We start from the raw sequence: 23,889 nt of genomic DNA on the forward strand, positions 1-23,889 counted from the left end.
CGCAGGAATCCCGCCCTAGGACAACCGCTCCCGGATCCGCGCCCGCATGGAAGCCATGGTGAACCCCCGGGGATCCACCTTCCCGGGCTGCCACTCCAGATGCCCGATCACCGACCGCTCCGTCCACCCGTGATGACGGCACACAGCCGCCGACACGCGCTCGATCGCCTCCAGCTGAGCCGCCGGCCAGGGGTCCTGTCCGTCACCCAGGTTCTCGCACTCGAAGCCGTAGAAGTGCCGGTTGCCGTCGGTGTTGGCCTCGTTGTCGGCCGGCAGCGCGCTTTCGGCGATGACCGCGCGGAGGACGTCGTCGTCACCGAGCCCGGCGTGGTTGGCACGGCCGTAGCCGACCAGATGCACCCGCCCGTCCTTCGTGATGACGCCGTGGCACAGCGGCCCGGGCAGCCCCTCGTAGCCCTTGCGGCAGAGCTCCACGGTGTGCGCGCTGCCCTTGGTCACCGTGTGGTGGATCATCACGCCGTGGACGGGACCCCACGGCCCCACGTGGTTGCGGTTGTGGTGCTCCCAGTCGCCGACCTCGACGACGGTCGCACCCTCCGCCCGAAGTCTCTCCAGGAATCTGCTCGCGGACATGGGTGAGGCCATGACCGCCCCCTTCGCGCCGTGCGCCGACCGCCCACCGCGGCCGTCTCGTATCGGTGCTTTACCGAAAACAGCCCCAAGCGACTCCTCGAATCGCACGGCGTACGAGTCGTTTTGGCCAACCACAGCGACGGCAACCTTGGACAAGGTCCCTCTATTTGCCCAGTGGGCCGTGATCCATTCCCGCTCTTTCGGGTAATAGCACCGGCACCCTCAGTGATGGAAGGCTCGGTCGCGGAGATCGCGATGCGGGGCGCCGGACAGGCGCCGGTGCACGACCGGGAGGGCAATTCCTTATGTCGGTAGGCGAAGAGGTCCGCACTGAGCAGGGCAAGCCGCAGCAGAGTCTGGGCACGGCGGCCGCGCGGAACCTGGCCACCACGACCAAGTCCGCACCCCAGATGCAGGAGATCAGCTCCCGCTGGCTGCTGCGCATGCTGCCATGGGTGAACGTGCAGGGCGGCACGTACCGGGTGAACCGCCGTCTGACCTACGCCGTCGGCGACGGCCGTGTCACGTTCGTGAAGACCGGGGACCGCGTCGAGGTCATCCCGGCCGAACTGCGCGAACTGCCGGCCTTGCGGTCGTACGAGGACGAGGACGTGCTCGCCGAGCTCGCTCAGCGCTGCCAGCAGCGGGAGTTCACGGCGGGGTCCGTGATCGCCTCGTTCGGCAGCCAGACCGACGAGGTCTTCCTGCTGGCGCACGGCAGGGTGGAGAAGCTCGGCACCGGTCCCTACGGGGAGGACGAGTCCCTCGGCGTCCTCGCCGACGGCGCCTACCTCGGCGACCAGGCGCTGCTCGACTCCGACGCCATCTGGGAGTACACGGTCCGTGCCGCCACCGCGTGCACGGTGCTCGTCCTGCCCCGCCAGGACGTCGAGCAGGTCGCGGAGCGCGCGGAATCCCTCAGCCAGCACCTTGAGCAGCTCCGGGCGATCCCCGCGCAGCGCACCAACAAGTACGGCGAGAAGGAGGTCGACCTCGCGGCCGGCCACAGCGGTGAGCCGGACATCCCGCACACCTTCGTCGACTACGAGGCCCGGCCCCGTGAGTACGAACTGAGCATCGCCCAGACCGTGCTGCGCATCCACTCGCGCGTGGCCGACCTCTACAACCAGCCCATGAACCAGACGGAGCAGCAGCTGCGCCTGACCGTGGAGGCCCTGAAGGAGCGGCAGGAGCACGAGCTCATCAACAACCGCGAGTTCGGGCTGCTCAACAACTGCGAGTACGACCAGCGGCTCCAGCCGCACGACGGCGTGCCCAGCCCCGACGACATGGACGAGCTGCTGTGCCGGCGGCGCGGCACCAAGCTGTTCCTCGCCCACCCGCGCGCGATCTCCGCGTTCGGTCGTGAGCTGAACAAGCGCGGCCTGGTTCCCGAGACCATCGAGATGGCCGGCAACCGCATCCCCACCTGGCGCGGCGTGCCGATCTTCCCGTGCAACAAGATCCCGGTCTCCGACGCCCGTACGACCTCGATCATCGCCATGCGTACGGGCGAGGGGGAGCAGGGCGTCATCGGACTGCAGCAGGCGGGCATCCCTGACGAGATCGAGCCGAGCCTGTCCTGCCGGTTCATGGGCATCAACGAACAGGCCATCATCAAGTACCTGGTGACGGCCTACTATTCGGCAGCGGTCCTGGTGCCGGACGCCCTCGGTGTGCTGGAGAACGTCGAGATCGGGCGCTGGCGGTGACCTTTGCCGCCACCACGCCGTGTCCCGCGCTCCCCGTGTGGGTAGACCCTCGGCGTAGGCGCCCAGCCGTAGCGGAAGGGCCACCGTCCGCCGTCTCTCCGAGGCGATGCCATGGGTGAGTTCATGACGGAGACGCAGCAACGCCCCGCCGGGGCGGGGCCGTCCACCGAGACGCTCGAAAGGCAAGGGCCCATCGCGACCGAGACGGACGGCGGGCCGGGCCCGCTCGACGGGCCCGAGGCGGGGGTGATCCTGGAGCGCGCCCGGGCGTCGGTCGACCCCGAACTGCGCGCCGCCATCGAGTCGTTGCCGCCTTCCCTCCGCCGGATCGCGCTGTACCACTTCGGCTGGCAGCACCCGGACGGCACCCCAGCGGCGGGCAACGCCGGCAAGGCGATCCGGCCCGCGCTCGTCCTCACCGCGGCCGCCGCAGTCGGCGGACCGAGGGCGCGGGCGGCCGCCGTACGGGCGGCGGTGGCAGTGGAGCTGGTCCACAACTTCACGTTGCTGCACGACGACGTGATGGACCGGGACACCACCCGCCGGCACCGGCCCACCGCCTGGACCGTGTTCGGCGACGCCGACGCGATCCTCGCGGGGGACGCCCTCCAGGCGCTGGCCCTGCGGCTGCTCGCCGAGGATCCGCATCCGGCGTCCGCCGCCGCGGCGGCCCGGCTCGCGGACTGCGTCATCGAGCTGTGCGCCGGACAGCAGGCGGACACGGCGATGGTAAAGCGGGGCCCCGGCGAGGTCGGCCTGGACGAGGTGCTCGCCATGGCCGAGGCCAAGACAGGCGCGCTGCTGGGATGCGCCTGTGCCCTCGGCGCGCTGTACGCGAGCGCGGCGGAGGAGGACGTGGCGGCGCTGGACGCGTTCGGCCGTGAGGCCGGGCTCGCCTTCCAGCTCATCGACGACGTGATCGGTATATGGGGCGACCCGAGCCACACCGGCAAGCCGGCCGGTGCGGACCTCGCCGCCCGCAAGAAGTCCCTCCCGGTCGTCGCCGCGCTGACCTCGGGCGGTCCGGCGGCGGCGGAGCTGGCCGCGCTGTACGAAGTGCCGTACGACAAGGAGGACCTGCAGCTGACCGCGCTCGCCGTCGAGCGGGCCGGTGGCCGCGACTGGGCGCAGACCCAGGCCGCGGAGCGGATGGCCCGCGCCATGCAGGAGCTGGCCCGTGCGGTGCCCGACCCGGAGGAGGCGGGCGGACTGCTGGCGCTGGCCGAGTTCGTGACGCGGCGCAGCAACTGAGTGATCGCGGCAGCCGGGCCGTACCGGTCGAGGTCGCGGCGGCCGAGGTGGTGAAGACCCCGGAGCTCTCGGGGCCGTACGGTTCCTGACCCCGTACGGCCGCCGAGTGGCTCCGGACCGGCGGGTCCCGCACATCCCCACGGTGTGCGGGGCCCGCCTCTGCGTACCGGGTCCCCTTCAATCGCGGCACCGATCAACGGGGTTGCCGCGCAGCGGCCGTATCTCGACAAACTCGGCCCGCGGACCGCATGCCGGCTCTCCTCGCCCTACGATCAAGGCCGGTTGACGCGAAGGGGCGGGTGGAGATGGGCGTGGCGATCCGGACGGCGGGCGAGGCGGACCGGGAGTCGGTGGTCCGGCTGCTGGACGCGGCCTTCCAGGACGATCCGGTCAGCGGCTGGGTCTTCCCGGGCGAGGAGTACCGCCGTACGACCCACCGAAGGCTCATGGCCGCGTTCACCGACATCGTGCTGGCCCACGGCCGAATAGACCTCACCGAGGACGGCATGGCGTGCGCGCTGTGGATGTCCGTACCGGCCGTCGAGCACGACGAGGACGACGACGGGCCCGCCCTGCTGCGCCAGGACGTCGACCCGGACAACGAGCGCGTCGAGATGATCGGCCGCCTGACGGCCCGGATCCATCCCGCGGGCCGTGCCCACGAATACCTGTGGATGATCGCCGCGGCACCCGGGCGCCAGGGCGAGGGGCTCGGCACCGCGCTCATCAACGCCGTGCTCGACCGCTGCGACCAGGAGGGCCTGCCCGCCTATCTGGAGGCGAGCAGCGAGCGCAGCAGGCAGCTGTACGAGCGTCTCGGCTTCGAGCTCAAGGGCCGTCCCCTCGACCTCCCGGACGGTCCGCGGATGTGGCCGATGTGGCGCGAGCCGCGCGGCTGAGCCGAGCCGCCGGCAGCCGTGACCTACCCCTCGGAACCCTCGGAACCCTCGGAGCCCGCGGGACCCTCGGAACCCTCGGAGCCCGCGGGACCCTCGGGACCCTCGGGCACGATCGTCGCCACGATCCGCTCGACCAGCCCGTCCGGCACGCCGACCCCGGGCAGAACCCCGTCCAGCACGTCGGGCAGGGTCAGGTGCTCCAGGAGCAGCCCGAGGACAGCGAGATAGAGCACGGTGACGACCTCGTCGCCGCCGGGCAGGCCGGCGTTGCGGTGGAACTCCAGGGCCTCGTCCAGGTCGCCGCGCACCGACTTGGTGAAGGAGGAGCGCAGTTCGGGGCGCCGCTGGGCCTCCATGCGCATCTCCAGCAGGGCCAGATAGCCCGTTCTGTCGCCGGTCGCGCGGGCCATCAGGTCGTGCATGAAGGCGGCGACCAGGGAGCGGTCCTTCGGCTGGGTCATCAGCCCGGCGATCACCTGCGGGTCGGGCGCGAGCCGCACGTGCAGCCGGGCGTCGATCTGGCGGAGCAGGTCATCGCGCCCGGTGAAGTAGTTGGAGGCGGTGCCGACCGGCACCCCGGCCTCGGTGTCCACCGCGCGGAACGTCAGCCCGCGTGCCCCCTCGCGGGCGAGCACCTCGACGCCCGCGTCGACGAGTGCGGCCCGGCGTTCCGGATTGCCCGCCATGCGGAATCTCCTCTCCCACTTTCCCCGGTCACAGAAATGGCCTTGCAACCACTACAAGCGAAGTACTACAACTGAAGCACTACAACCGCAGTGGTTGTCCGACACCTTACGAAAAGAGACCGGCTTGCGAAAGCTCACGTACTTCATCGCCTGTTCGATCGACGGGTTCATCGGGGACCCGAGCGGCGATGCGACCTCGATGTACACCTTCGTCGACGAGGAGTTCCTGGAGTTCCTCAAGGCGGAGCACCCGGAGACCGTGTCGACCCCCGCCCGTCGCGCCCTCGGATTCGACGACCTGCCCAACCGACGGTTCGACACGGTGATCCAGGGCCGCAGCAGCTACGACCTGGCACTGAAGGAGGGCCTGACCAGTCCCTACGCCCATATGCGCCAGTACGTCGCCTCGCGCACGCTGACCGAGTCGCCCGACCCGCAGGTCGAGATCGTCTCGGACGACGTGGTCGGCAAGGTCCGCGAACTGAAGGCGCAGGACGGCGAGTTCGGCATCTACCTGTGCGGCGGAGCGCAGCTGGCCGGCGCGCTGCTCGACGAGATCGACGAGCTCGTCATCAAGACGTACCCCATCGTGTACGGCACGGGCATGCCGATGTTCGGATCGGACTTCGCCGTCACGGAGTTCACCCTCGGCGAGACGCGCACGTTCGGCAACGGCGCCGTGGTTCGTACGTACAGCAGGAAGCGCTGAGCCCTCTCCCGCCCTACTCTGAGGACATGGGCAGCCAAGCGCATCACTGTCCCGACTGCGGACAGCCCGTAGAGACGGTCGTCCGGCGCCACAAGACGCTGGGCGCCTGGGTCCCCACCTGGGTGGCGGGTCCGTGCCACAACCCCGAGTGCGGGGCGTACGCCGAGGCAGGCGCCGAGCACGAGGAGAAGCACGAGCAGCCGGACGCTCCCGGCACACCCACCGTGGACACCACCGTGAAACCCACCGCGAGAAATTCCTGAGCCCTGTCGAGAATCCCGGCCCGGCTCCGACGTCCCCTGTGAGAGCCGCCCGCCACGGGCGGCCCGAGCCGACGGAAGCAGAAGGAGCGGACTGATGAAGTACCTGGTCATGGTGCAGGGCACGCAGGCGGACTACGAGGCGATGCAGGGCAAGGGGTCCGAGAACTCCGTCGCCTGGAGCCAGGAGGACATCCAGGCGATGTACGGCTTCATGCAGGCCCTCAACAACGACCTCGCCGAGAGCGGCGAGATGGTCGACGGACAGGGACTGACCGAGCCCGCCAAGGGCCGGCACGTCACCCTGGGCGACGACGGCAAGGCAGTGATCACCGACGGCCCGTACAGCGAGACCAAGGAGCTGCTGGCCGGCTACTGGGTGCTGGACTGCGCGAGCCTGGAGCGGGTCACGGAGATCGCCGAGCGCGTCCTGCAGTGCCCCCAGCCCGCCGGGGCCCCCGTGTACCCGGTGGTGATCCGGCCCATCGACGACGGGTCCGGGGACGTCGGCTGAGACATCGGCCGAGCCGTAGGTGAGCGCCACACCCGAGACCGAGGACCTGCTGCGCCGACACGCGCCGCAGGTCCTCGGCGCGCTGGTACGGCGCTACGGCCACTTCGACAGCGCCGAGGAGGCCGTACAGGAGGCTCTGCTCGCGGCGGCCGAGCAGTGGCCGCGGACCGGCGTCCCGGACAACCCGCGCGGCTGGCTGATCAAGGTCGGGGCGCGGCGGCTCACCGACGCGCTGCGTGCGGAGCAGTCGCGCCGGGCCCGGGAGGACAAGGCCGCGGCGCTGATGCCGAGGGATGCCTTCACCGCCCCGCCGCCCGGAGTGGACCGGGCGCCCCGCGAGGACGACACCCTCACCCTGCTCTTCCTGTGCTGCCACCCGGACCTGACTCCGCCCGCCCAGATCGCCCTCACCCTGCGTGCCGTCGGCGGTCTGACCACGGCGGAGATCGCCCGGGCGTACCTGGTCCCCGAGGCGACCATGGCCCAGCGCATCAGCCGGGCCAAGCAGAAGGTCCGCGGGGTGCGCTTCGGCCGGCCCGACAACTGGGAGAACCGCCTGCCCGCGGTCCTGCACACCCTGTACCTGATCTTCAACGAGGGCTACACGGCGACTTCGGGTACGAGCCTGCTGCGGCGCGAACTCGCCGGTGAGGCGATCCGGCTGACCCGCGCGGTCCACCGCCTCCTCCCCGGCCACGGCGAGGTGGCCGGCCTGCTCGCGCTGATGCTGCTCACCGACGCCCGCCGCGACGCGCGCACCGGCCCGCACGGCGAACTCGTCCCCCTCGACGAGCAGGACCGCAGCCGCTGGGACAAGGCCGCGATCGACGAGGGTGTCGCCCTGGTCACCCGCGCCCTGTCCCGGGGCCCCGCCGGCCCGTACCAGTTGCGCGCCGCCATCGCCGCCGTCCACGACGAGGCGCCCAGCGCCTATGAGACCGACTGGCAGGAGATCCTCGGCCTCTACGACGTCCTGGTGCGCCTCGTCCCCGGGCCCGTCGAGCGTCTCAACCGCGCGGTCGCCGTCGCCATGGCACAGGGCCCGCGCGCCGGACTGGCCGAACTGGCCGCGCTGGAGGACGAGCTGGGTGCCGGGCACCGCCTGGACGCGGTCCGCGGCCACCTCCTGGAGCGGGCCGGCGCCCACGACGAGGCACGCGCCGCCTACGAGGCCGCGGCAGCCAAGACGCTGAGCCTGCCGGAGCAGCGCTATTTGCACGCGCGGGCGGCACGTATGAAGCCGTAATCTCGCCGCATGCCCGAACACACGTACATCCTCCACATCACCGAACGCTCCCTCTGGGAGGAGGCCCGCGCGCGGGGCACGTACGAGATGTCGACACGTGGTCGCACGCTGCGGGACGAGGGCTTCATCCACTGCTCGACCCGCGCCCAACTCCCCGCCGTGGCCGGCTTCCTGTACGGCTCCTACGACGGCCCCGACGAACTGGTGGTCCTGGTCGTGGACCCGGTCCGGCTCGACGTGCCGCTCAAATACGAGGCGCCGGAGCCGGGCGGCGAGGAGTTCCCGCATGTGTACGGGCCCATTCCGGTGAACGCGGTGGTGGATGTGGAGCCCTGGAGGTGACGGGACGCCGCCGGTTATGGCGCTGGGCGGTGACGGTGTGGGTGATCGCCGTCGTCGTCGCGGGCGCGCTGACGCTGTGGTTGCAGGACTCGGCGCAGCCGCCGGGACCGAACCGCTGGGAGAATGCCGAGCCGAGCCCATCGCTGCCGGAGGGCCGGGAGGCGGCGTGCCCGAGCGTCACGCCCGACGAGAACGGCCGGGTAGCCTGCCTCGTCGTGACGACCCGTTAGCCGGCCAGTCCGCCGGTCTCCGGATCGCGCCCCGTCAGGCAGTACGTGCCGCCCGCCGGATCGCGCATCACCGTCCAGTGGGCGCCCTCGCCGACGAAGCAGGCGCCCAGTGCCTCGTGCCGGGCGCGGACCGCCGCGGTGTCCGCGCAGGCCAGGTCCAGGTGGGCGGAGGCCCGGGGTTCCGCACCGAGCCGCTCTGCGTCGCGCCGCTCCTCGCCGAGACGCTGGAGCAGGATGCGGACGGGCAGCCCGGACGGTGGCTTGAGCACATGGAACTCGGGGCGGGAGCCGGGCACCGACGCCCAGCCGTCCAACAGGGCGCTCCAGAAGGCGACTTCGGATGCGTACCGCGACGGCGGTACGTCGACGCAGACCTGGTCGAGCCGGCTGCCGCGCACCACGGGCGGCCGCACCGACTCCCCGTGCCAGGGCACGGCACAGAACAACTGCCCGGCGGGCGACCGCAGCACGGCCCATCCGTCGTGCTCGGCGGCGACACCCGCCCCCACCGCGAGCGCCGAGGCCACGAATCCCGGTACGTCGTCCACGGCAAAGTCGAGATGCGCGCCACCGGAGCCAGAGTCGACCCCCTGGACCTTCACGCAGGGGTCGGCCCCGCCACCCGGCAGCAAGGTCACGAACTCCCCCTGCTCGCCCCGGAATTCGGACAGCCGGGTGTCCGTCACCGCAGTCCAGAACGTGTGCGCCCGGGTGAAGGACGCGACGGGGCGGTCGATGAAGGCGTAGGTCCAGCGGATGCTCATGGGGCGATCGTAGATCCGCAGGGGCGACCACGCCCGCGACGGCCGTACGGCGCACTCGCGCGCACTCCGGCTTCGCCACGTGGGCTTTGCAGGACCCTTACCAACCGCGCGCCGGCTCCTGGGACACGCTTTGCCGTCGGTTCTCCGTGAATTGGTCCGGGCTTGTTTGCATTGGGGAATGGACCACATCACGTTCCTGGTGGCGGTCGTCATCGTGACGGCCCTCGCATTCGACTTCACCAACGGATTCCACGACACGGCGAACGCGATGGCCACGTCCATCGCCACGGGGGCGCTCAGACCAAGGACGGCCGTGCTCATCAGCGGCGTCCTGAACGTCGTCGGTGCCTTCCTGTCCACCGAGGTCGCCAAGACGATCTCCGGCGGCATCGTGGACGACTCACTCGTCAGCCCGGGCATGATCTTCGCGGGTCTGGTCGGGGCGATCCTGTGGAATCTCCTCACGTGGCTGGTCGGGCTGCCGTCCAGTTCGTCGCATGCGCTGTTCGGCGGACTGATCGGGGCCGTCTGGGTGGGTGCGGGGTCGCACGGCGTGCACTTCGACAAGGTTGTCGAGAAGGTACTGATCCCCGCCGTCGCCTCGCCGCTCGTGGCGGGGATCGCGGCGCTGCTGGCCACGTACCTGGCGTACAAGCTCACTGCTCGCGCCCGCAAGCAGTCCGTCACCAAGGGCTTCCGGGTCGGCCAGATCGCCTCGGCCTCGCTCGTCTCCCTCGCCCACGGCACCAACGACGCGCAGAAGACGATGGGCGTCATCACGCTGACCCTGATCTCGGCGGGCGCCCTGGGCCATGACGCGGGCCCGCCGTTGTGGGTGATCGCCTCGGCCGGACTGGCGATCGGCCTCGGCACCTACCTCGGCGGCTGGCGGATCATCCGCACGATGGGCAAGGGCCTGACCGAGATCCAGTCCCCGCAGGGCTTCGCCGCCGAGACGGCCTCCACGACGGTGATCCTCACCTCGGCCCACCTGGGCTTCGCCCTGTCCACCACGCAGGTCGCCTCGGGCAGCATCCTCGGCGCGGGCCTGGGCCGCCGGCTGGCGGAGGTCCGCTGGGGCGTCGCCGGGCGCATGGTCGTGGCCTGGCTGGTGACCCTGCCCGCCGCCGCACTGGTCGGCGGCGTCTCGGCGGGCGTGGTCAAGCACGGCGGCAACCTCGGTACGGCCGTGGTCGCGCTGGTGGGTGCGGCCGTCGCCGCCGGGATCGTGTTCATCTCCCGCCGCCACCCGGTGTCCGCCCACAACGTCAACGACACCCACGAGGTCACGGTCCGCAGCACGGAGGCGCCCAAGGTCGGCGCGGCTGCTTGAGACAGAGATCGCGTGGGACAGAGATCGCTTGAGACAGCGATCGCCTGGGACAGCGATCTTCCGAGACAAGGGAGTTCACATCATGAACCTCGACTGGACCGCACTCGGCCAGGTCGCCGCGGTGAGCCTCGCCGTCACCGTGGCCGTGGTCGCCGTCTTCGCCCTCGGCGTGCTGGGCCTGGCCCGCTGCGAAGGGGCACGCGAGGAAGGCGGCGGCACGTCGACGTCGGGCCTCACGCAGGCCGGGCTGTGCTTCGCCGCGTGCGCCGCGGTGGTGGCGTACGGGATCCATCTGATCGTGCCCCAGTTCAACTGACCGGGCGCGGACGGACGGCCGAAGGGGCCTGGCCCGACGTTGTGCCGGCCGGGCTCCTCAGCGGCGCTCGTACACCGTCACCCGCCGCCCGCGGACCTGTACGTCCGCCACCACCTTGAAGTGCTTCTCCAGCACAGCGGTCTTGGCGTGGTCACGCTTCCCCGCCAGTGGCCGCGCCACCTCGGACGCGTCGGTGAGCAGCAGTATCCGCCGCTGTGCCAGCATCGCGGCCCGTATCCGGTCCGGACCGGCCTCCTCGCCCTTCAACGTCCCCGACGCCGCCGGGCCTTCCGCCAGCGCGACGACGGCCGCCGCGACCGCGACCGGCACGAGCCACGGCGCCGTACTCGGGAACCGCGGCCGGGCGGCCCGTACGGGGGGCGGCCACGGCGGTCGGCCGTGGTCGGGGCATGGACGAGATGGTGCTGATGTCGGACTCTCCCCTGCGGGAGACCAAAGGGCGCCGAGAAGGGCGGAATTGGATGGACACGGTCGGTACGGTGACCGATGATCTCCGGCATGATCCGTGCCGCCACCGTGAACGACGTTGCGACGATCCGCGCGATGATCCGTGAACTCGCCGAATACGAACGGGCCGTTGAGCAGGTTCGGGCGACCGAGGAGCAGCTTCGCGAGGCGCTGTTCGGAGAGCATCCCGCCGCCTTCGTCCTGATCGCCGAGGACGACGAGACGGGTGAGGACGTCGGGTTTGCCCTGTGGTTTCCGCGTTTCTCGACGTGGACCGGCACGCGCGGCATGCACCTGGAGGATCTCTACGTACGTCCGTCCGCCCGTGGCGGTGGACACGGCAAGGCTCTGCTCGCATCACTGGCAGCGATCTGTGAACGCAGAGGCTACGAGCGCTTCGAATGGTGGGTCCTTGCCTGGAACGAGCCGACGATCGACTTCTACAAGTCCCTCGGCGTGGAGTTCCTGGACGAGTGGAGGATCTGCCGGCTGAGCGGTGAGCCCCTGAGGGACCTCGCTGCCCGGGTCCCGGCTGTTCTCCACCGGACCTCGGCCTCGTAGGACGGCTTCATGCAGCCCCCTGTCACAGCAGTGATCGAAGCCCATGGCGCCCTGGAACGGCTCGCGGCTGGACTCACCGACGAGCAGGTCACCGAGGCATCCGGACTTCCAGGCTGGTCACGCGGCCACGTCCTGGCGCATCTCACCGACAACGCGAGAATGTTCGCCCGTCTCGCGGAGCATGCGCTGCGCGGTGAGCTCGTGGCGGGCTACGACGGCGGGACGGCCGAGCGGAACGCGATCATCGAGGCCACAGCGGGGCGCAGTGCCGCCGAACACCGCGCGGCACTCGTGGCACACATGGCCGCGCTCGAAGCAGCCTGGGCGCGCGCCGACGCCATGGACTGGAGCCGTCCGGTCACGTTCCGCAACGCGAACCTGGCCGCCACCGTATTCGCGCGCTGGCGCGAGGCATGGATCCACATGGTCGACCTCGATGTCGGCGTATCGCCGGACGACTGGCCCGAGGACCTGGCCGCACACACCATCGACTTCCTCCTCGGCCGCCTTCCGGCAGGCACACACCTCCACGCCGAGGACGCGCGACGCCAGTGGTCCGTCGGCGGCGGGCCGCCGGGCACGGTGGTCACCGGACGCGTACGCGACCTGGCGGCCTGGCTGGCCGGACGCACGCCCACCGTCTCACCGGTGGCCGCCGAGGGGCTGCCCGCTCTGGGGCCCTGGCCGCCGCACCCGCCGCAGCGACTGGACGGTGCGTGACGTTCTCCCGGAGAGGGAGTCCACTCATGCCGAAGGGGCCCGCCCGGCGAACCGGTCGGACCCCTTCGGGTCGGGAGAACGACGAAAGAGCCTTGAGTCAGGCCTTCTTCGTCTCCCAGAAGATCTTGTCGATCTGGGCGATGTAGTCCAGAGCCTTCTGACCCGTCGCCGGGTCGGTCGAACCCTTGGCGGCCGAGAGGGCCTTCAGGGCGTCGTTGACCAGCTGGTGCAGCTCCGGGTACTTCTCGAAGTGCGGCGGCTTGAAGTAGTCGCTCCAGAGCACCGAGACGTGGTGCTTGGCGAGCTCGGCGCGCTGCTCCTTGATGACGGTGGCGCGCGCCTGGAAGTGCGGGTCGTCGTTGGCGGCCATCTTCTCCTGCACGGCCTTCACCGACTCCGCCTCGATGCGGGCCTGGGCCGGGTCGTACACGCCACAGGGCAGGTCGCAGTGCGCACTGACCTTGACCTTGGGGGCAAACAGGCGGGAAAGCATGGAGCATTCCTTCCTCGTGATCGTCTTCTCAGGTGGGACATTACTCCCTGCAAGACAGGTTTTCGCGAGTGCCCCCATGGGCTTAGGACAAAAGTCCAGGGTCAGACTGAGACTGGTGGAGGACCGTACCGGGGAGGTGCCGGGGATGCCGGAGTTGTCGCAGGAGACCGAGCGCGGGCGGGCTGCGCAGCCCTTCGGATGGGCCGAGGTGACCGGGCCGTCGATGGTGCCCACGCTGCACAACGGCGATCTGCTCGTCGTGTCGCACCGGGGCCGGATCAGGCCCGGTGACGTCGTCGTCCTGCGTCACCCCTTCCAGCAGGACCTGCTGGTCGTCAAGCGCGCCGCGGAACGCCGCGAGGGCGGCTGGTGGGTGCTCGGGGACAACGCGTACGCCGGTGGCGACAGCACCGACTACGGAGTCGTGCCGGACGAGCTGATTCTGGGCAAGGTCCGGCTGCGGTACCGGCCGCGCAAGGCGGATCAGCGCTCGCCGTTCACGCTGGCGCGCTGGGCGCTGTCGGCCGTACGGCCCGTATTCGCCGACCGGTCGGCCTCCAGGCGCTTGCGGGCGCGGTAGGCGGCCACGTTGGCGCGGGTCGCGCAGCGGTCCGAGCAGTAGCGCCGGGAGCGGTTGGTGGAGGTGTCCAGGTAGGCGTTGCGGCACGGGGCCGCCTCGCACAGCCCCAGACGGTCCACGCCGTACTCCGTCAGGTGAAACGCCAGGCCCATCGACGCGATGGCCGCGAAGCCCGCGGTCGCGTTCGACGGGTGGTCCGCGAGGTGCATGTGCCACAGGGGGCGGCCGTCGTCGTCGCGGAAGTCGTGGCCGGAGATCTGCGGGCTCACCGGGAACTCCAGCAGGAGGGAGTTCAGCAGGTCGACGGCCAGGGTCTCGTCGCCGGTGTCCGCCGCCGCGAAGACCGAGCGCAGCCGGGCCCGGACCGCGCGGAACCGCGTGACGTCGGCGTCGGTGGCGCGGCGGGCCGCCGACTGGTTGCCGCCGAACAGGTCGCGGACGGCCTCGACCGAGGTCAGTGAGTCCTTGCCCCGGGCCGGGTCCTCGCTGTTGACGAGTCGTACGGCGTAGTCCGAGTAATAGGCCAGTTCCACTTGTAGTCCTTACGGAGGCGTTCTATCGTCGTGGTGCGGTCGGGTAACAACTGATCGTGCTTCCAGGGTATTACGTGACATGCGCGATGGAGGGTTCGATGACGGACACGGACATCACCACGACCGGCGCCGACTGGGCCGCCTGGCAGGAGAGCTGGGACCGGCAGCAGGAGTGGTACATGCCCGACCGCGAGGAACGCTTCCGGATCATGCTCGACATGATCGAGGCCCTCGTCGGACCCGCCCCACGCGTGCTCGACCTCGCGTGCGGCACGGGAAGTATCACTGCCCGGCTGCTCAAGCGGTTCCCGGCGGCAACCAGCACCGGCGTCGACCTCGACCCGGCGCTCCTCGCCATCGCCGAGGGCACCTTCGCGGCCGACGAGCGGGTCTCCCTGGTCACGGCCGACCTCAAGGACCCGGAGTGGCCTGCGAGGCTGCCGTACGACTCGTACGACGCCGTCCTGACCGCTACGGCCCTGCACTGGCTGCACCGTGAACCCCTCGCGGCCCTCTACGGTCAGGTCGCGGAGCTCGTCCGCGACGGCGGTGTCTTCATGAACGCGGACCACATGATCGACGAGTCGACGCCCCGCATCAATGCCGCCGAGCGCGCCCTGCGTCACGCCCGCATGGATCAGGCCAAGGCGGACGGCGCCCTCGACTGGGCGGAGTGGTGGCAGCTGGCCGCCAAGGACCCGGTCCTCGCCGAACCCACGGCCAGGCGCTTCGAGATCTACGGCGAGCACGCCGAGGGCGACATGCCGTCCGTCGAGTGGCACGCGCGCGTACTGCGCGAGAAGGGCTTCGGGGAGGCCCGGCCGGTGTGGTGCTCGCCTTCGGACACGCTGCTGCTGGCGCTGAAGTGACGCCGACCGGGGGCCCTGCGAGGTTCCGACTGGTTGCCGAAGTTCGGCACCCGGAAAGTCGGCAATAGTTCAGTCGGCGGCAGCAAAACCTGAAAGGGCGGCACGGAAAACGTGCCGCCCTTTCTTCAACGCGTTGGTCACCCTTGGTGACGTGCCCAATTCCCCTCAGCGGCCGGAAGTGTACGCGAGCATGGGGAGAGACGGGCCGTCGTCTTCCCCATCGGCGCCGTCCCGTATCACCGTGTAGAAAGTCAGAGAGCGTCCTTCTCGGAGATCCACATCGCACTTCGTGGGCGGGTTGTTAGCGCCGTTTGCGTCGTGGCACTCCCCACTGCGCCCGTAGTCCGTATTCCACTTGAGGACAGCCCGCTTGCCGTCAGCGCGCAGGTCCTGGACGGTGAAGACGTCCCCCGTCGAGTAGAAGCACCCCGGAACGATGGCGCCCGGGTGGTTGCAGAACTTGGTGATCGTGGCGGCCTGGGCCGGTGAGCCAACGGTGAGCAATGCCCCCATGGAAACGACTGCTGCCGTTGCGGCCATAGCCGTCCTTCTTGCTGCCCGCATATAGACATCCTGGGTCAGGGATGGAATCTTAATGGCGAAGTAATTCACCAGTTAAGTTTCCGAAATCTTAGCTTGATCGCGTCTCGATCGGCAACAAGTTTGAGGTTCTTCTGAGGTGTTGTGGGCTCCCCATTGAAATATGGGAGCCCACACCTGCATTGGCTCTCTCGCGAGTCAGAGAACCTTCGACAAGAACGCCTGCGTCCGCTCGTGCTGCGGATTCGTCAGGACCTCGCGCGGGTCGCCCGACTCGACGACCACGCCGCCGTCCATGAAGACCAGGCTGTCGCCGACCTCGCGGGCGAAGCCCATCTCGTGGGTGACGACGACCATCGTCATGCCGGACTCGGCGAGGTCGCGCATGACGTCGAGGACGTCGCCGACGAGTTCCGGGTCGAGGGCCGAGGTGGGCTCGTCGAACAGCATCAGCTTCGGGTCCATCGCGAGCGCCCGGGCGATGGCGACGCGCTGCTGCTGGCCGCCGGAGAGCTGCGAGGGGTAGTTCGCGGCCTTGTCGGCGAGGCCGACCCGGTCGAGGAGTTCCTTCGCGCGCTCCCGCGCCTGGCTCCTGCTCACGCCCTTGACCTGGACCGGCGCTTCCATGACGTTCTCGACGGCCGTCATGTGCGGGAACAGGTTGAACCGCTGGAACACCATGCCGATGTCCCGGCGCTTCAGCGCGACCTCGCTGTCCTTGAGCTCGTACAGCTTGTCGCCCTTCTGGCGGTAGCCGACCAGCTCGCCGTCGACGTACAGCCGACCGGCGTTGATCTTCTCCAGGTGGTTGATGCACCGCAGGAACGTCGACTTGCCGGAGCCGGAGGGGCCGATGAGGCAGAACACCTCGCCGGACTTCACCTCCAGGTCGATGCCCTTGAGCACCTCGACCAGTCCGAAGGACTTGTGGACGCCTTCGGCCTTCACCATGGCGGTCATGCGGTGCCTCCCGTCGATGAACGGTTCGACAGGGACAACAGGTTCGCCCTGATCTTCTGCAGCGGCGTCGCCGGCAGGCTGCGGCTGGAGCCCCGTGCGTAGTACCGCTCGAGGTAGTACTGGCCGACGCTGAAGATCGATGTCAGGAGCAAGTACCAGGCCGCGGCGAGGAACAGCATCTCGGCCGGGGCGCCGGAGGTCTGGCCGATGTCCTGGGCGACGCGCAGCAGCTCGGAGTACTGGACGACGGACACCAGCGAGGTCGTCTTCAGCATGTTGATGACCTCGTTGCCCGTCGGCGGCACGATCACGCGCATCGCCTGGGGAATCACGATCCGGCGCAGCGTCTTGGAGTGGCTCATGCCCAGGGCCTGCGAGGCCTCGGTCTGTCCCTCGTCGACGGCGAGCAGGCCGGCACGGCAGATCTCCGCCATGTACGCGGCCTCGTTGAGACCCAGGCCGAGCAGCGCCGTCAGGAACGGGGTCATGAAGTCCGACCACTCGTCCTTGTAGAACGGCCCGAGGTTGATGTACTCGAAGACCAGGCCCAGGTTGAACCAGACGATGAGCTGGACCAGGACAGGCGTCCCGCGGAAGAACCAGATGTAGAACCACGCGATGGACGAGGTCACAGGGTTCTTCGACAGGCGCATCACCGCCAGCAGAATGCCGCCGACGACGCCGATCAGCATGGACAGCACGGTCAGCAGGAGTGTGTTGCCCACACCGTTGAGGATGCGGTCGTTGAAGAAGTAGTCCGGGATCGCACCCCAGTTGATCTTGCCCTGGGAGAACGCGTACACAATGCCGCCCAGCAGGGCGAGCGCGATGACGGCGGAGATGTACCGCCCGTAGTGGCGGACCGGGATGGCCTTGATCGCCTCCGGGCCGGCCGGCGGGGTGTCCGACGGTCCGTCCGTCTTGTCGATGTCAACAGTCACAGGTGTTGCCTTTCAGTGCCCGCTACCTGGTGCGGTCACTTGCCGCCGTTGATGGTGGCTTCCTTCACCGCGCCGGCTTCGACGCCCCACTTCTTGATGACCTTGTCGTACTCGCCGTTCGCGATGATCGCGTCCAGAGCGGCCTTCAGCGCGTCTCGCAGCTGAGTGTCGTTCTTGGCGACCGCGATGCCGTACGGGGCGGCCTCGACCTGCTCGCCGACGAGCTGGAAGTCGTTGCCGCCGCCGGAGGTCTTCACGGCGTACGCGGCGACGGGGAAGTCGGAGGAGCCGGCGGCCGCGCCGCCCGACCGCAGGCGGGTCTGAGCCTGCTGGTCGTTGTCGAAGGCCTCGATGGTGATCGTCTTGCCGCCGGTGCACTTCTTGGCCTCGGCCTTGGCAAGGTCCTCGGAGACGGTGCCGCGCTGCACGACGATCTTCTTGCCGCACAGGTCCGACCAGGTCTTGATGTCGGTGTTCTTGCCCTTCTGCGTGTAGATCGAGACGCCGGCGGTGAAGTAGTCGATGAAGTCGACGCCCTCACCGACCTTCTTGCCGGTCTCGGAGTCGATGCCCTCCTGGCGGTCCTTCGTGTCCGTCATCGCGGACATGGCGATGTCGTAGCGGTCGGAGCGCAGACCGGTGATCAGGCTGTCGAAGGTGCCGTTCTCGAACTCGAACGTGACACCCAGTTGCTTGCCCATGGCCGCGGCGAGGTCGGGGTCGATGCCAACCGTCTTGCCGGCGCTGTCCTTGAACTCGACCGGCGCATAGGCGATGTCCGAGCCGACCTTGATGACGCCCTTGTCACGGATGTCCTTGGGCAGCTTGTCGGCGAGCGGCGCCGAGCTCGTGGTGGCACCGTCGGTGCTCTCAGAGCCGCTGTCCTTGGTCTGGTCACCGCAACCGGTGAGAATCAGGGCGCCTGCGACCGCGATCGAGGCGACCGCTGCCAACCGGGAGCGCGTGGCGGTCGTACGACGGGTGGAGCGTGCGGTCATGGTGGGTTCCTCCGGCGGATGGGTGGAGTTGCCGATGGGGCGGGCGCCCGCCGGGACTCGGCAGGTGCCTTGGTTTCATAGGCCGACGAGAGCACACGCCTTCGAGTGTCGCGGCCTCGTGTGATTACGGCATCTTGCCATTCGGACTGAGGCATTCAGGGCGCTCGCGATGTCAAAATCGGATAACGGGTTACCCCCGAACCGCCTCAGGTCGGTACATCCTGACCGCACCTTCTGCGGGAATCTGTCCTTCCGGCCGGAAGATCTTCGGCCTGTCTCGGGATGCGGGCGGCCGTCGGTCTGGTGTGCGGGCTGTTGGCAGCCTTTCGTGGTTTCCAGTGTGGATTGTCTACTTATTGTCCGCTTATTTGGCCATGAATCGCAGTGGTTCCGTCGTCGGGTCGTGTCCGATTCGTGTTGTCCCTGTGGGTGTTTTCCTTCCCGCCATGTGATCTTGCACGTATTGGACTCGTCGGGGCGCGGTCCGTCCGGTAAGAAGGTTCTTTACACCCCTCATCCGGGGCTCATGGCGCGTGTGCGGCGCGCCGTCGCGTATGGGTCCGTACGTCGTACGTCGTACGTATCAACGAGCAGGGCCATACGCGGTCCCGCCCACTTCTCACCAGGAGTGGTTCCACCCTCAAACCATGAACACTTAAGGGGTCAGACAAAGTGGCAGCGGAGATCGTCAATCCTCGCGGCGGAGGCAATACCGATCAGGACGGTGGGGTCGAACCCCTCGATTCCTTCGATCCGGCCTTCGCGCTGCATCGTGGCGGCAAGATGGCCGTGCAGGCCACCGTGCCGGTCCGTGACAAGGACGACCTGTCCCTGGCGTACACGCCCGGCGTCGCGAAGGTGTGCAGCGCGATTGCCGAGCAGCCGGAGCTCGTGCACGACTACACGTGGAAGTCGTCCGTCGTGGCCGTCGTGACCGACGGCACGGCTGTGCTGGGACTCGGTGACATCGGGCCTGAGGCCTCCCTTCCGGTGATGGAGGGGAAGGCGATTCTTTTCAAGCAGTTCGGTGGTGTCGACGCGGTGCCGATCGCGCTCGACTGCACCGGCGTCGACGAGATCGTCGAGACCGTGGTCCGCCTCGCGCCGTCCTTCGGTGGTGTGAATCTGGAGGACATCTCGGCGCCTCGGTGCTTCGAGATCGAGCGGAAGCTGCAGGAGCGGCTGGACATCCCGATCTTCCACGACGACCAGCACGGTACGGCTGTCGTGACGCTGGCCGCGCTGCGGAACGCCGCGCGGCTGACCGGGAAGGGGCTCGGGGATCTGCGGGCCGTCATCTCCGGGGCGGGCGCGGCTGGTGTCGCCATCGCGAAGATGCTGGTCGAGGCCGGCATCGGTGACGTCGCCGTGGCGGACCGCAAGGGTGTGGTGTCCGCCGACCGTGACGACCTGACGTCGGTCAAGCGGGAGCTGGCCGGGTTCACGAACAAGGCCGGGATCACCGGGTCGCTGGAAGCGGCGCTGGAGGGCGCCGACGTGTTCATCGGGGTTTCCGGTGGGACGGTGCCGGAGGAGGCTGTCGCCTCCATGGCCGAGGGCGCGTTCGTTTTCGCCATGGCCAACCCGAATCCCGAGGTGCACCCCGATGTCGCGCACAAGTACGCGGCGGTCGTCGCCACCGGGCGGTCGGACTTCCCGAACCAGATCAACAACGTGCTGGCGTTCCCGGGGATCTTCGCGGGTGCTCTGCAGGTTCGGGCGTCCCGGATCACCGAGGGCATGAAGATCGCTGCTGCTGAGGCCCTGGCGGCTGTGGTGGGGGACGACCTCGCCGCGGACTACGTCATTCCGTCGCCGTTCGACGAGCGGGTGGCGCCGGCGGTCACGGCTGCGGTGGCTGCTGCGGCTCGGGCCGAAGGGGTTGCCCGGCGCTGACGCGGTGCTGCCGCAGGCGCTGAAGTGGGATGGCCTCGCCCAGGATGGGCGGGGTCATTTCTTTGCCCGGGCGGGCCGCCGGCGGTTGGGTGCCGGGTGCCTGCGGCGGCCTGTGCGGGTTCAGGGGGGGCGCATAGCGCTTGCGGTGCGTTTGTGGGTCGGGGCCGTGCCGGGGGGTGCCCGTCCTCGGCGGTTGCCGTGCCTTGAGAGGTGCTGTTTTTCTGACGCCCGCCGCTGCGGGCGGACACCCCCGGCACGTCCCCTTGCCCCCGTATGCGGGGGGTGCGCCGTGGGGGGTGCGCCGTGGGCTTGGGTGCGCGGAGCGTCATGACTTTCGTCCGTGCGGTTGGTCGTCAAGCGGGCGTGTGTCACAGGGGCGTGTTGTTCCGTCGGGTGGCGCGGGAGCCTATCGTCAAGGTCATGTTCGCTGTCTACGCCGCCCGAATCGACCGCGACCAGCCGCTCTCCGGATTGGAGTTGGGGGAGCGGCCGGCCCCCGAGGTCCGTCCCGGCTGGAGTGCCGTCAACGTCAAGGCCGCTTCCCTCAACCATCACGACCTCTGGTCACTGCGGGGCGTGGGCCTGCCCGAGGACCGGTTGCCGATGATCCTCGGCTGCGATGCCGCCGGGATCGATGAGGACGGCAACGAGGTCGTCCTGCACTCGGTGATCGGACAGAGTGGGCACGGGGTGGGCCCCAAGGAGCCTCGTTCCATTCTCACCGAGCGGTATCAGGGGACCTTCGCGGAGCAGGTCGCCGTGCCGACCTGGAACGTTCTGCCGAAGCCCAAGGAGCTCTCCTTCGCCGAGGCCGCCTGTCTGCCGACTGCCTGGCTGACCGCCTATCGGATGCTGTTCACCAATGCGGGGGTAAGGCCCGGGGACTCCGTGCTGGTGCAGGGAGCCGGGGGCGGCGTCGCCACCGCTGCCATCGTGCTCGGGAAGGCCGCGGGGCTGCGTGTCTTCGCCACCAGCCGGGACGAGGCCAAGCGGAAGCGCGCCCTTGAGCTGGGGGCCGTGGAGGCGGTGGAATCGGGAGCTCGGCTTCCGCAGCGGGTCGATGCCGTGATCGAGACGGTGGGTGCCGCCACGTGGTCGCACTCCGTCAAGTCGCTGAAGCCCGGGGGCACGCTCGTCATCTCGGGCGCGACGAGTGGTGATCGGCCCTCGCATGCCGAGCTCACCCGGATCTTTTTCCTGGAGTTGAAGATCGTCGGGTCCACGATGGGGACCAAGGACGAGCTCGAGGATCTGCTCTCCTTCTGCGCCGCCACGGGTGTGCGGCCCGTGATCGATGAAGTGCTTCCGATGGATCGGGCCCGTGAGGGCTTCGAGCGGATGGAGTCGGGGGAGCAGTTCGGGAAGATCGTGCTCACCAACGGATAGTTCGCAGGACGGCACCTGCGGCTTGCGGCGGGTTCGGGGCTTTGCCTCGGGCTCGCCGTTTTTGTTCGGCCACTCTGTCAACTGGGATTGACGGGAGAGGGTGTGTCAACTTAGGTTGACGGTATGACCGAAGCAACAGATCTTGCCGCGCGTGCGGGTGATCGTGATCCTCGGGTCGGGCTACGGGCCGTTGCGGCGCTGCGCCGGCTGCTGGAGCAGTTGGAGGCCGTGCAGGTGCGCAGTGCGCGCAATCAGGGGTGGTCGTGGCAGGAGATCGCCGCGGAACTCGGGGTCAGCAGGCAGGCCGTGCACAAGAAGTACGGGAGGCGTTGATGTTCGAGCGGTTCACGAAGGATGCCCGTGCCGTGGTCACGGGGGCCGTTGAGCACGCCGAGAGGGCAGGCGCGCAGACCGTCGGCGCCGAGCACATGCTGCTCGCCCTGCTCGACCGGGAGGGGAGCCGGGCCTCGTTCGTGCTTGCGGCGCTCGGCGGTGGGGAGTGGCTGGAGTCCGTGCGGTCGGCGTTGGGGGAGGCCCGGCGGCGGGGTGGGTTGTCGCAGGCCGAGGCAGATGCGCTCGCCGGGTTGGGGATCGATGTCGGGGAGATCGTCGCCCGGGTCGAGGAGGTCCATGGTGTCGGGGCGATGTCCGGGGGCCGGAAGGACACGGGGTGGTGGTCGGGCCGCCGCTCCTTCAGTCGCGAGGCCAAGGACGTGCTGGAGCGGTCGCTGCGAATCGCCGTCGCGCGCCGGGACCGGCACATCGGCGACGAGCACATCCTCCTGGCCCTGACCACCCGGCCCGGCGTGCCCTCCGAGGTCCTCGCCGATCACGGGGTGACCCATGAGGCTGTGAACCGGGTGTTGGGAGGAGGGGCAGAGGGGGAGGCCAAGGCCGGGTGAGGAGGGGAAGCGGGAAGGAGGGGAGGTGGGGGGTGCCTGTCCTCCGGGCGGGCTCGGTTGCGGAACCTCCTGGTCCAGCCTGACTGGGCATGCCGTGCCACTGACGTGGGCGCCGTGCTGCCCAGGGGCGTGATGTCAGGGCTTCGGTGTGCGCAGCAGGGCTCCGATGTGTGCTGCCGCTGTCGACAAGTGGCGCCGGGCGTCGCGGAGTTGGTCCGCGGTCACGCCGTGGTCCCTTGCTGCGTCTCGGATGTCGTCGCGGAAGCGGTCCAGCAGGCGGTCGAGGTCGCGGGCCGGGTCGTCCGTGGGGGACTCGTGGGCCCAGGCGGGCTCATAGTCGGCGGGGAAGTCCTCGGGGGTGTCGGAGTAGTCGGGGGGCTGCTGCGCCGACTTGGGGGCGCTCGGGCGGCCGAAGCCGAAGTCCCGGCCCAATCCCTTGCCGTAGTCCTTGCCGAAGTCGCCGAACTCCTTGGCCAGTTCCGTCAGACCCTCCCTCACGCCCGTGGGCCAGTCGCCGCGGGCGAAGTGGTCCTGTACGTGTTCCTGTACCCGGCGGGCGATGCGCTGGACCTCCTCCTGGGCCTGGGCGCGGGCGTGGTCCTGGGCATCCTTCGCCTGGCGTCGGGCGCGCTGGGCCTCCTCCCGGGCCCGGCGGCTCTCGTCCTTGGCGCGTCGGGCCTGTTCCTTCCACTCCTGCTTGGCGCGGCGCATCTCCTCCTTGGCGGCGCCCCACGCCTCCTTGTCGGTGTAGTCGGAGAAGTCGCCGAAGGGTGTGTCCGTCTTGGCGGACGTGCCCGTGCGGGCCTCGGTCGCGGCTGCCCGCATCTCGCGGCGCAGATCGCCTGCGGCGCCCCGCACATCGGCCCGGATCTCGGCGGCGAGTTCGGCGACAGACTCCCTGATCTCCAGCTCCAGGTCGGCCAACTCGCCGCTGCGGTCGGCCAGTTCGGCCCGGCCGGCGTCGGTGATGGCGTACACCTTGCGGCCGCCCTCGGTGGTGTGGGTGACCAGGCCCTCGGCCTCCAGCTTGGCGAGGCGGGGGTAGACGGTGCCGGCCGACGGTGCGTACAGCCCCTGGAAGCGCTCTTCGAGGAGGCGGATCACCTCGTAGCCGTGACGCGGGGCCTCGTCCAGCAGCTTCAGCAGGTACAGGCGGAGGCGGCCGTGGGCGAAGACGGGGGGCATG

The 23,889-nt window shown here is 69.5% G+C and carries 30 protein-coding genes; 19 read left to right on the plus strand and 11 right to left on the minus strand.

Annotated elements, in window-relative coordinates; all coding sequences use genetic code 11:
- Positions 1–15: 15 nt before the first annotated feature.
- Entirely contained in the window at positions 16–606 is a 591-nt protein-coding gene (locus ACZ7L5_RS21510; RefSeq protein ID WP_328879382.1) for an N-acetylmuramoyl-L-alanine amidase, read from the minus strand.
- A gap of 293 nt (positions 607–899) precedes the next feature.
- On the opposite strand from ACZ7L5_RS21510, the gene ACZ7L5_RS21515 reads away from it, so the two are divergent.
- The 3 genes from ACZ7L5_RS21515 to ACZ7L5_RS21525 all read left to right on the plus strand — a co-directional run bounded on the left by ACZ7L5_RS21515 (position 900) and on the right by ACZ7L5_RS21525 (position 4,456).
- Positions 900–2,306, plus strand: a complete 1,407-nt coding sequence (locus ACZ7L5_RS21515) for a family 2B encapsulin nanocompartment shell protein (protein ID WP_363035350.1) — start codon at positions 900–902, stop codon at positions 2,304–2,306.
- A 123-nt stretch (positions 2,307–2,429) separates the two neighbouring features.
- Positions 2,430–3,557 (plus strand): family 2 encapsulin nanocompartment cargo protein polyprenyl transferase, encoded by a 1,128-nt coding sequence (locus tag ACZ7L5_RS21520; RefSeq protein WP_471518360.1) that lies wholly within the window; start codon positions 2,430–2,432, stop codon positions 3,555–3,557.
- A 305-nt stretch (positions 3,558–3,862) separates the two neighbouring features.
- Complete coding sequence (locus ACZ7L5_RS21525; RefSeq protein ID WP_471518361.1) at positions 3,863–4,456, plus strand: GNAT family N-acetyltransferase; 594 nt, start codon at positions 3,863–3,865, stop codon at positions 4,454–4,456.
- A 23-nt stretch (positions 4,457–4,479) separates the two neighbouring features.
- Here the strand turns inward: ACZ7L5_RS21525 and ACZ7L5_RS21530 are convergent, their stop codons facing one another.
- Positions 4,480–5,142, minus strand: a complete 663-nt coding sequence (locus ACZ7L5_RS21530) for a TetR/AcrR family transcriptional regulator (RefSeq protein WP_471518362.1) — start codon at positions 5,140–5,142, stop codon at positions 4,480–4,482.
- A gap of 124 nt (positions 5,143–5,266) precedes the next feature.
- On the opposite strand from ACZ7L5_RS21530, the gene ACZ7L5_RS21535 reads away from it, so the two are divergent.
- The 6 genes from ACZ7L5_RS21535 (at position 5,267) to ACZ7L5_RS21560 (ending at position 8,443) form a co-directional block, all read left to right on the plus strand.
- The gene (locus ACZ7L5_RS21535) at positions 5,267–5,851 is read left to right on the plus strand and encodes a dihydrofolate reductase family protein (protein ID WP_471518363.1); all 585 of its coding nucleotides are present in this window, start codon (positions 5,267–5,269) and stop codon (positions 5,849–5,851) included.
- 26 nt (positions 5,852–5,877) lie between these two features.
- Positions 5,878–6,114 carry a hypothetical protein gene (locus tag ACZ7L5_RS21540; RefSeq protein WP_471518364.1) on the plus strand — a complete coding sequence of 79 codons (237 nt, stop codon included), beginning with the start codon at positions 5,878–5,880 and terminating at the stop codon, positions 6,112–6,114.
- A gap of 94 nt (positions 6,115–6,208) precedes the next feature.
- Complete coding sequence (locus ACZ7L5_RS21545) at positions 6,209–6,625, plus strand: YciI family protein (protein ID WP_365060134.1); 417 nt, start codon at positions 6,209–6,211, stop codon at positions 6,623–6,625.
- Positions 6,626–6,644: 19 nt separating this feature from the next.
- On the plus strand, positions 6,645–7,871 hold the full coding sequence (locus ACZ7L5_RS21550) for an RNA polymerase sigma factor (RefSeq protein ID WP_471518365.1): 1,227 nt from the start codon (positions 6,645–6,647) through the stop codon (positions 7,869–7,871).
- Positions 7,872–7,880: 9 nt separating this feature from the next.
- On the plus strand, positions 7,881–8,213 hold the full coding sequence (locus ACZ7L5_RS21555) for a DUF952 domain-containing protein (protein ID WP_471518366.1): 333 nt from the start codon (positions 7,881–7,883) through the stop codon (positions 8,211–8,213).
- Entirely contained in the window at positions 8,210–8,443 is a 234-nt protein-coding gene (locus ACZ7L5_RS21560; protein ID WP_471518367.1) for a hypothetical protein, read from the plus strand. The genes ACZ7L5_RS21555 and ACZ7L5_RS21560 overlap by 4 nt, the downstream gene beginning before the upstream one ends.
- Here the strand turns inward: ACZ7L5_RS21560 and ACZ7L5_RS21565 are convergent.
- On the minus strand, positions 8,440–9,207 hold the full coding sequence (locus ACZ7L5_RS21565) for a VOC family protein (protein WP_471518368.1): 768 nt from the start codon (positions 9,205–9,207) through the stop codon (positions 8,440–8,442). The genes ACZ7L5_RS21560 and ACZ7L5_RS21565 overlap by 4 nt on opposite strands.
- Before the next feature lie 178 nt (positions 9,208–9,385).
- Here ACZ7L5_RS21565 and ACZ7L5_RS21570 point away from each other — a divergent pair, with 178 nt between their 5' ends.
- Both ACZ7L5_RS21570 and ACZ7L5_RS21575 read left to right on the plus strand, forming a co-directional pair.
- Complete coding sequence (locus ACZ7L5_RS21570) at positions 9,386–10,540, plus strand: inorganic phosphate transporter (protein ID WP_471518369.1); 1,155 nt, start codon at positions 9,386–9,388, stop codon at positions 10,538–10,540.
- Positions 10,541–10,622: 82 nt separating this feature from the next.
- Positions 10,623–10,856, plus strand: coding sequence for a hypothetical protein (locus tag ACZ7L5_RS21575; protein ID WP_471518370.1), 234 nt, complete (start codon positions 10,623–10,625; stop codon positions 10,854–10,856).
- A 57-nt stretch (positions 10,857–10,913) separates the two neighbouring features.
- Here the strand turns inward: ACZ7L5_RS21575 and ACZ7L5_RS21580 are convergent, their stop codons facing one another.
- The gene (locus tag ACZ7L5_RS21580) at positions 10,914–11,186 is read right to left on the minus strand and encodes a hypothetical protein (protein WP_471518371.1); all 273 of its coding nucleotides are present in this window, start codon (positions 11,184–11,186) and stop codon (positions 10,914–10,916) included.
- A gap of 189 nt (positions 11,187–11,375) precedes the next feature.
- Between ACZ7L5_RS21580 and ACZ7L5_RS21585 the strand changes: the two genes are divergently transcribed.
- Positions 11,376–11,885, plus strand: coding sequence for a GNAT family N-acetyltransferase (locus tag ACZ7L5_RS21585; RefSeq protein ID WP_365060147.1), 510 nt, complete (start codon positions 11,376–11,378; stop codon positions 11,883–11,885).
- A gap of 9 nt (positions 11,886–11,894) precedes the next feature.
- Positions 11,895–12,605, plus strand: a complete 711-nt coding sequence (locus tag ACZ7L5_RS21590) for a maleylpyruvate isomerase family mycothiol-dependent enzyme (protein ID WP_471518372.1) — start codon at positions 11,895–11,897, stop codon at positions 12,603–12,605.
- 97 nt (positions 12,606–12,702) lie between these two features.
- On the opposite strand, the gene sodN is transcribed toward ACZ7L5_RS21590, so the two are convergent.
- On the minus strand, positions 12,703–13,098 hold the full coding sequence (sodN, locus tag ACZ7L5_RS21595; protein ID WP_007491258.1) for a superoxide dismutase, Ni: 396 nt from the start codon (positions 13,096–13,098) through the stop codon (positions 12,703–12,705).
- A gap of 145 nt (positions 13,099–13,243) precedes the next feature.
- Between sodN and sodX the strand changes: the two genes are divergently transcribed.
- Positions 13,244–13,678, plus strand: a complete 435-nt coding sequence (gene sodX, locus ACZ7L5_RS21600) for a nickel-type superoxide dismutase maturation protease (protein WP_328884324.1) — start codon at positions 13,244–13,246, stop codon at positions 13,676–13,678.
- Here sodX and ACZ7L5_RS21605 read toward each other — a convergent pair.
- Positions 13,582–14,211: a CGNR zinc finger domain-containing protein gene (locus ACZ7L5_RS21605; RefSeq protein ID WP_328879365.1), complete on the minus strand. Its 630-nt coding sequence runs from the start codon at positions 14,209–14,211 to the stop codon at positions 13,582–13,584. The two genes, sodX and ACZ7L5_RS21605, sit on opposite strands and share 97 nt — an antisense overlap.
- Positions 14,212–14,309: 98 nt before the next feature.
- On the opposite strand from ACZ7L5_RS21605, the gene ACZ7L5_RS21610 reads away from it, so the two are divergent.
- The gene (locus ACZ7L5_RS21610; protein WP_471518373.1) at positions 14,310–15,080 is read left to right on the plus strand and encodes a class I SAM-dependent methyltransferase; all 771 of its coding nucleotides are present in this window, start codon (positions 14,310–14,312) and stop codon (positions 15,078–15,080) included.
- A gap of 165 nt (positions 15,081–15,245) precedes the next feature.
- On the opposite strand, the gene ACZ7L5_RS21615 is transcribed toward ACZ7L5_RS21610, so the two are convergent.
- From ACZ7L5_RS21615 to ACZ7L5_RS21630, 4 genes are all read right to left on the minus strand, one after another.
- Entirely contained in the window at positions 15,246–15,692 is a 447-nt protein-coding gene (locus ACZ7L5_RS21615) for a hypothetical protein (protein ID WP_471518374.1), read from the minus strand.
- Between the two features lie 126 nt (positions 15,693–15,818).
- On the minus strand, positions 15,819–16,580 hold the full coding sequence (locus ACZ7L5_RS21620; protein ID WP_471518375.1) for an amino acid ABC transporter ATP-binding protein: 762 nt from the start codon (positions 16,578–16,580) through the stop codon (positions 15,819–15,821).
- The gene (locus ACZ7L5_RS21625) at positions 16,577–17,521 is read right to left on the minus strand and encodes an amino acid ABC transporter permease (protein WP_471518376.1); all 945 of its coding nucleotides are present in this window, start codon (positions 17,519–17,521) and stop codon (positions 16,577–16,579) included. The genes ACZ7L5_RS21620 and ACZ7L5_RS21625 overlap by 4 nt, the downstream gene beginning before the upstream one ends.
- Before the next feature lie 35 nt (positions 17,522–17,556).
- Positions 17,557–18,519: an ABC transporter substrate-binding protein gene (locus ACZ7L5_RS21630; RefSeq protein ID WP_471518377.1), complete on the minus strand. Its 963-nt coding sequence runs from the start codon at positions 18,517–18,519 to the stop codon at positions 17,557–17,559.
- A gap of 672 nt (positions 18,520–19,191) precedes the next feature.
- On the opposite strand from ACZ7L5_RS21630, the gene ACZ7L5_RS21635 reads away from it, so the two are divergent.
- From ACZ7L5_RS21635 to ACZ7L5_RS21650, 4 genes are all read left to right on the plus strand, one after another.
- Positions 19,192–20,415, plus strand: a complete 1,224-nt coding sequence (locus ACZ7L5_RS21635) for an NAD(P)-dependent malic enzyme (RefSeq protein WP_363035388.1) — start codon at positions 19,192–19,194, stop codon at positions 20,413–20,415.
- A 420-nt stretch (positions 20,416–20,835) separates the two neighbouring features.
- The gene (locus tag ACZ7L5_RS21640; protein WP_406197341.1) at positions 20,836–21,801 is read left to right on the plus strand and encodes a zinc-binding dehydrogenase; all 966 of its coding nucleotides are present in this window, start codon (positions 20,836–20,838) and stop codon (positions 21,799–21,801) included.
- Between the two features lie 123 nt (positions 21,802–21,924).
- Positions 21,925–22,134, plus strand: coding sequence for a helix-turn-helix domain-containing protein (locus ACZ7L5_RS21645; RefSeq protein ID WP_039651429.1), 210 nt, complete (start codon positions 21,925–21,927; stop codon positions 22,132–22,134).
- A complete protein-coding gene (locus ACZ7L5_RS21650) occupies positions 22,134–22,703 on the plus strand; it encodes a Clp protease N-terminal domain-containing protein (protein ID WP_471518378.1) in 570 nt (189 codons plus the stop codon). The genes ACZ7L5_RS21645 and ACZ7L5_RS21650 overlap by 1 nt, the downstream gene beginning before the upstream one ends.
- A 135-nt stretch (positions 22,704–22,838) precedes the next feature.
- On the opposite strand, the gene ACZ7L5_RS21655 is transcribed toward ACZ7L5_RS21650, so the two are convergent.
- Positions 22,839–23,888 carry a helix-turn-helix transcriptional regulator gene (locus ACZ7L5_RS21655; protein ID WP_471518379.1) on the minus strand — a complete coding sequence of 350 codons (1,050 nt, stop codon included), beginning with the start codon at positions 23,886–23,888 and terminating at the stop codon, positions 22,839–22,841.
- Position 23,889 lies beyond the last annotated feature (1 nt).

The sequence above is a fragment of the Streptomyces sp. NPDC107528 genome (assembly GCF_055639295.1).

Coding starts and splice junctions, on each gene's coding strand:
- ACZ7L5_RS21515 (WP_363035350.1), top strand. CDS start 900: ATGTCGGTAGGCGAAGAGGTCCGCACTGAGCAGGGCAAGCCGCAGCAG.
- ACZ7L5_RS21630 (WP_471518377.1), bottom strand. CDS start 18,519: ATGACCGCACGCTCCACCCGTCGTACGACCGCCACGCGCTCCCGGTTG.
- ACZ7L5_RS21565 (WP_471518368.1), bottom strand. CDS start 9,207: ATGAGCATCCGCTGGACCTACGCCTTCATCGACCGCCCCGTCGCGTCC.
- sodN (WP_007491258.1), bottom strand. CDS start 13,098: ATGCTTTCCCGCCTGTTTGCCCCCAAGGTCAAGGTCAGTGCGCACTGC.
- ACZ7L5_RS21650 (WP_471518378.1), top strand. CDS start 22,134: ATGTTCGAGCGGTTCACGAAGGATGCCCGTGCCGTGGTCACGGGGGCC.
- ACZ7L5_RS21520 (WP_471518360.1), top strand. CDS start 2,430: ATGACGGAGACGCAGCAACGCCCCGCCGGGGCGGGGCCGTCCACCGAG.
- ACZ7L5_RS21645 (WP_039651429.1), top strand. CDS start 21,925: ATGACCGAAGCAACAGATCTTGCCGCGCGTGCGGGTGATCGTGATCCT.
- ACZ7L5_RS21540 (WP_471518364.1), top strand. CDS start 5,878: ATGGGCAGCCAAGCGCATCACTGTCCCGACTGCGGACAGCCCGTAGAG.
- ACZ7L5_RS21510 (WP_328879382.1), bottom strand. CDS start 606: ATGGCCTCACCCATGTCCGCGAGCAGATTCCTGGAGAGACTTCGGGCG.
- ACZ7L5_RS21530 (WP_471518362.1), bottom strand. CDS start 5,142: ATGGCGGGCAATCCGGAACGCCGGGCCGCACTCGTCGACGCGGGCGTC.
- sodX (WP_328884324.1), top strand. CDS start 13,244: ATGCCGGAGTTGTCGCAGGAGACCGAGCGCGGGCGGGCTGCGCAGCCC.
- ACZ7L5_RS21570 (WP_471518369.1), top strand. CDS start 9,386: ATGGACCACATCACGTTCCTGGTGGCGGTCGTCATCGTGACGGCCCTC.
- ACZ7L5_RS21610 (WP_471518373.1), top strand. CDS start 14,310: ATGACGGACACGGACATCACCACGACCGGCGCCGACTGGGCCGCCTGG.
- ACZ7L5_RS21590 (WP_471518372.1), top strand. CDS start 11,895: ATGCAGCCCCCTGTCACAGCAGTGATCGAAGCCCATGGCGCCCTGGAA.
- ACZ7L5_RS21575 (WP_471518370.1), top strand. CDS start 10,623: ATGAACCTCGACTGGACCGCACTCGGCCAGGTCGCCGCGGTGAGCCTC.
- ACZ7L5_RS21545 (WP_365060134.1), top strand. CDS start 6,209: ATGAAGTACCTGGTCATGGTGCAGGGCACGCAGGCGGACTACGAGGCG.
- ACZ7L5_RS21655 (WP_471518379.1), bottom strand. CDS start 23,888: ATGCCCCCCGTCTTCGCCCACGGCCGCCTCCGCCTGTACCTGCTGAAG.
- ACZ7L5_RS21620 (WP_471518375.1), bottom strand. CDS start 16,580: ATGACCGCCATGGTGAAGGCCGAAGGCGTCCACAAGTCCTTCGGACTG.
- ACZ7L5_RS21525 (WP_471518361.1), top strand. CDS start 3,863: ATGGGCGTGGCGATCCGGACGGCGGGCGAGGCGGACCGGGAGTCGGTG.
- ACZ7L5_RS21555 (WP_471518366.1), top strand. CDS start 7,881: ATGCCCGAACACACGTACATCCTCCACATCACCGAACGCTCCCTCTGG.
- ACZ7L5_RS21585 (WP_365060147.1), top strand. CDS start 11,376: ATGATCCGTGCCGCCACCGTGAACGACGTTGCGACGATCCGCGCGATG.
- ACZ7L5_RS21640 (WP_406197341.1), top strand. CDS start 20,836: ATGTTCGCTGTCTACGCCGCCCGAATCGACCGCGACCAGCCGCTCTCC.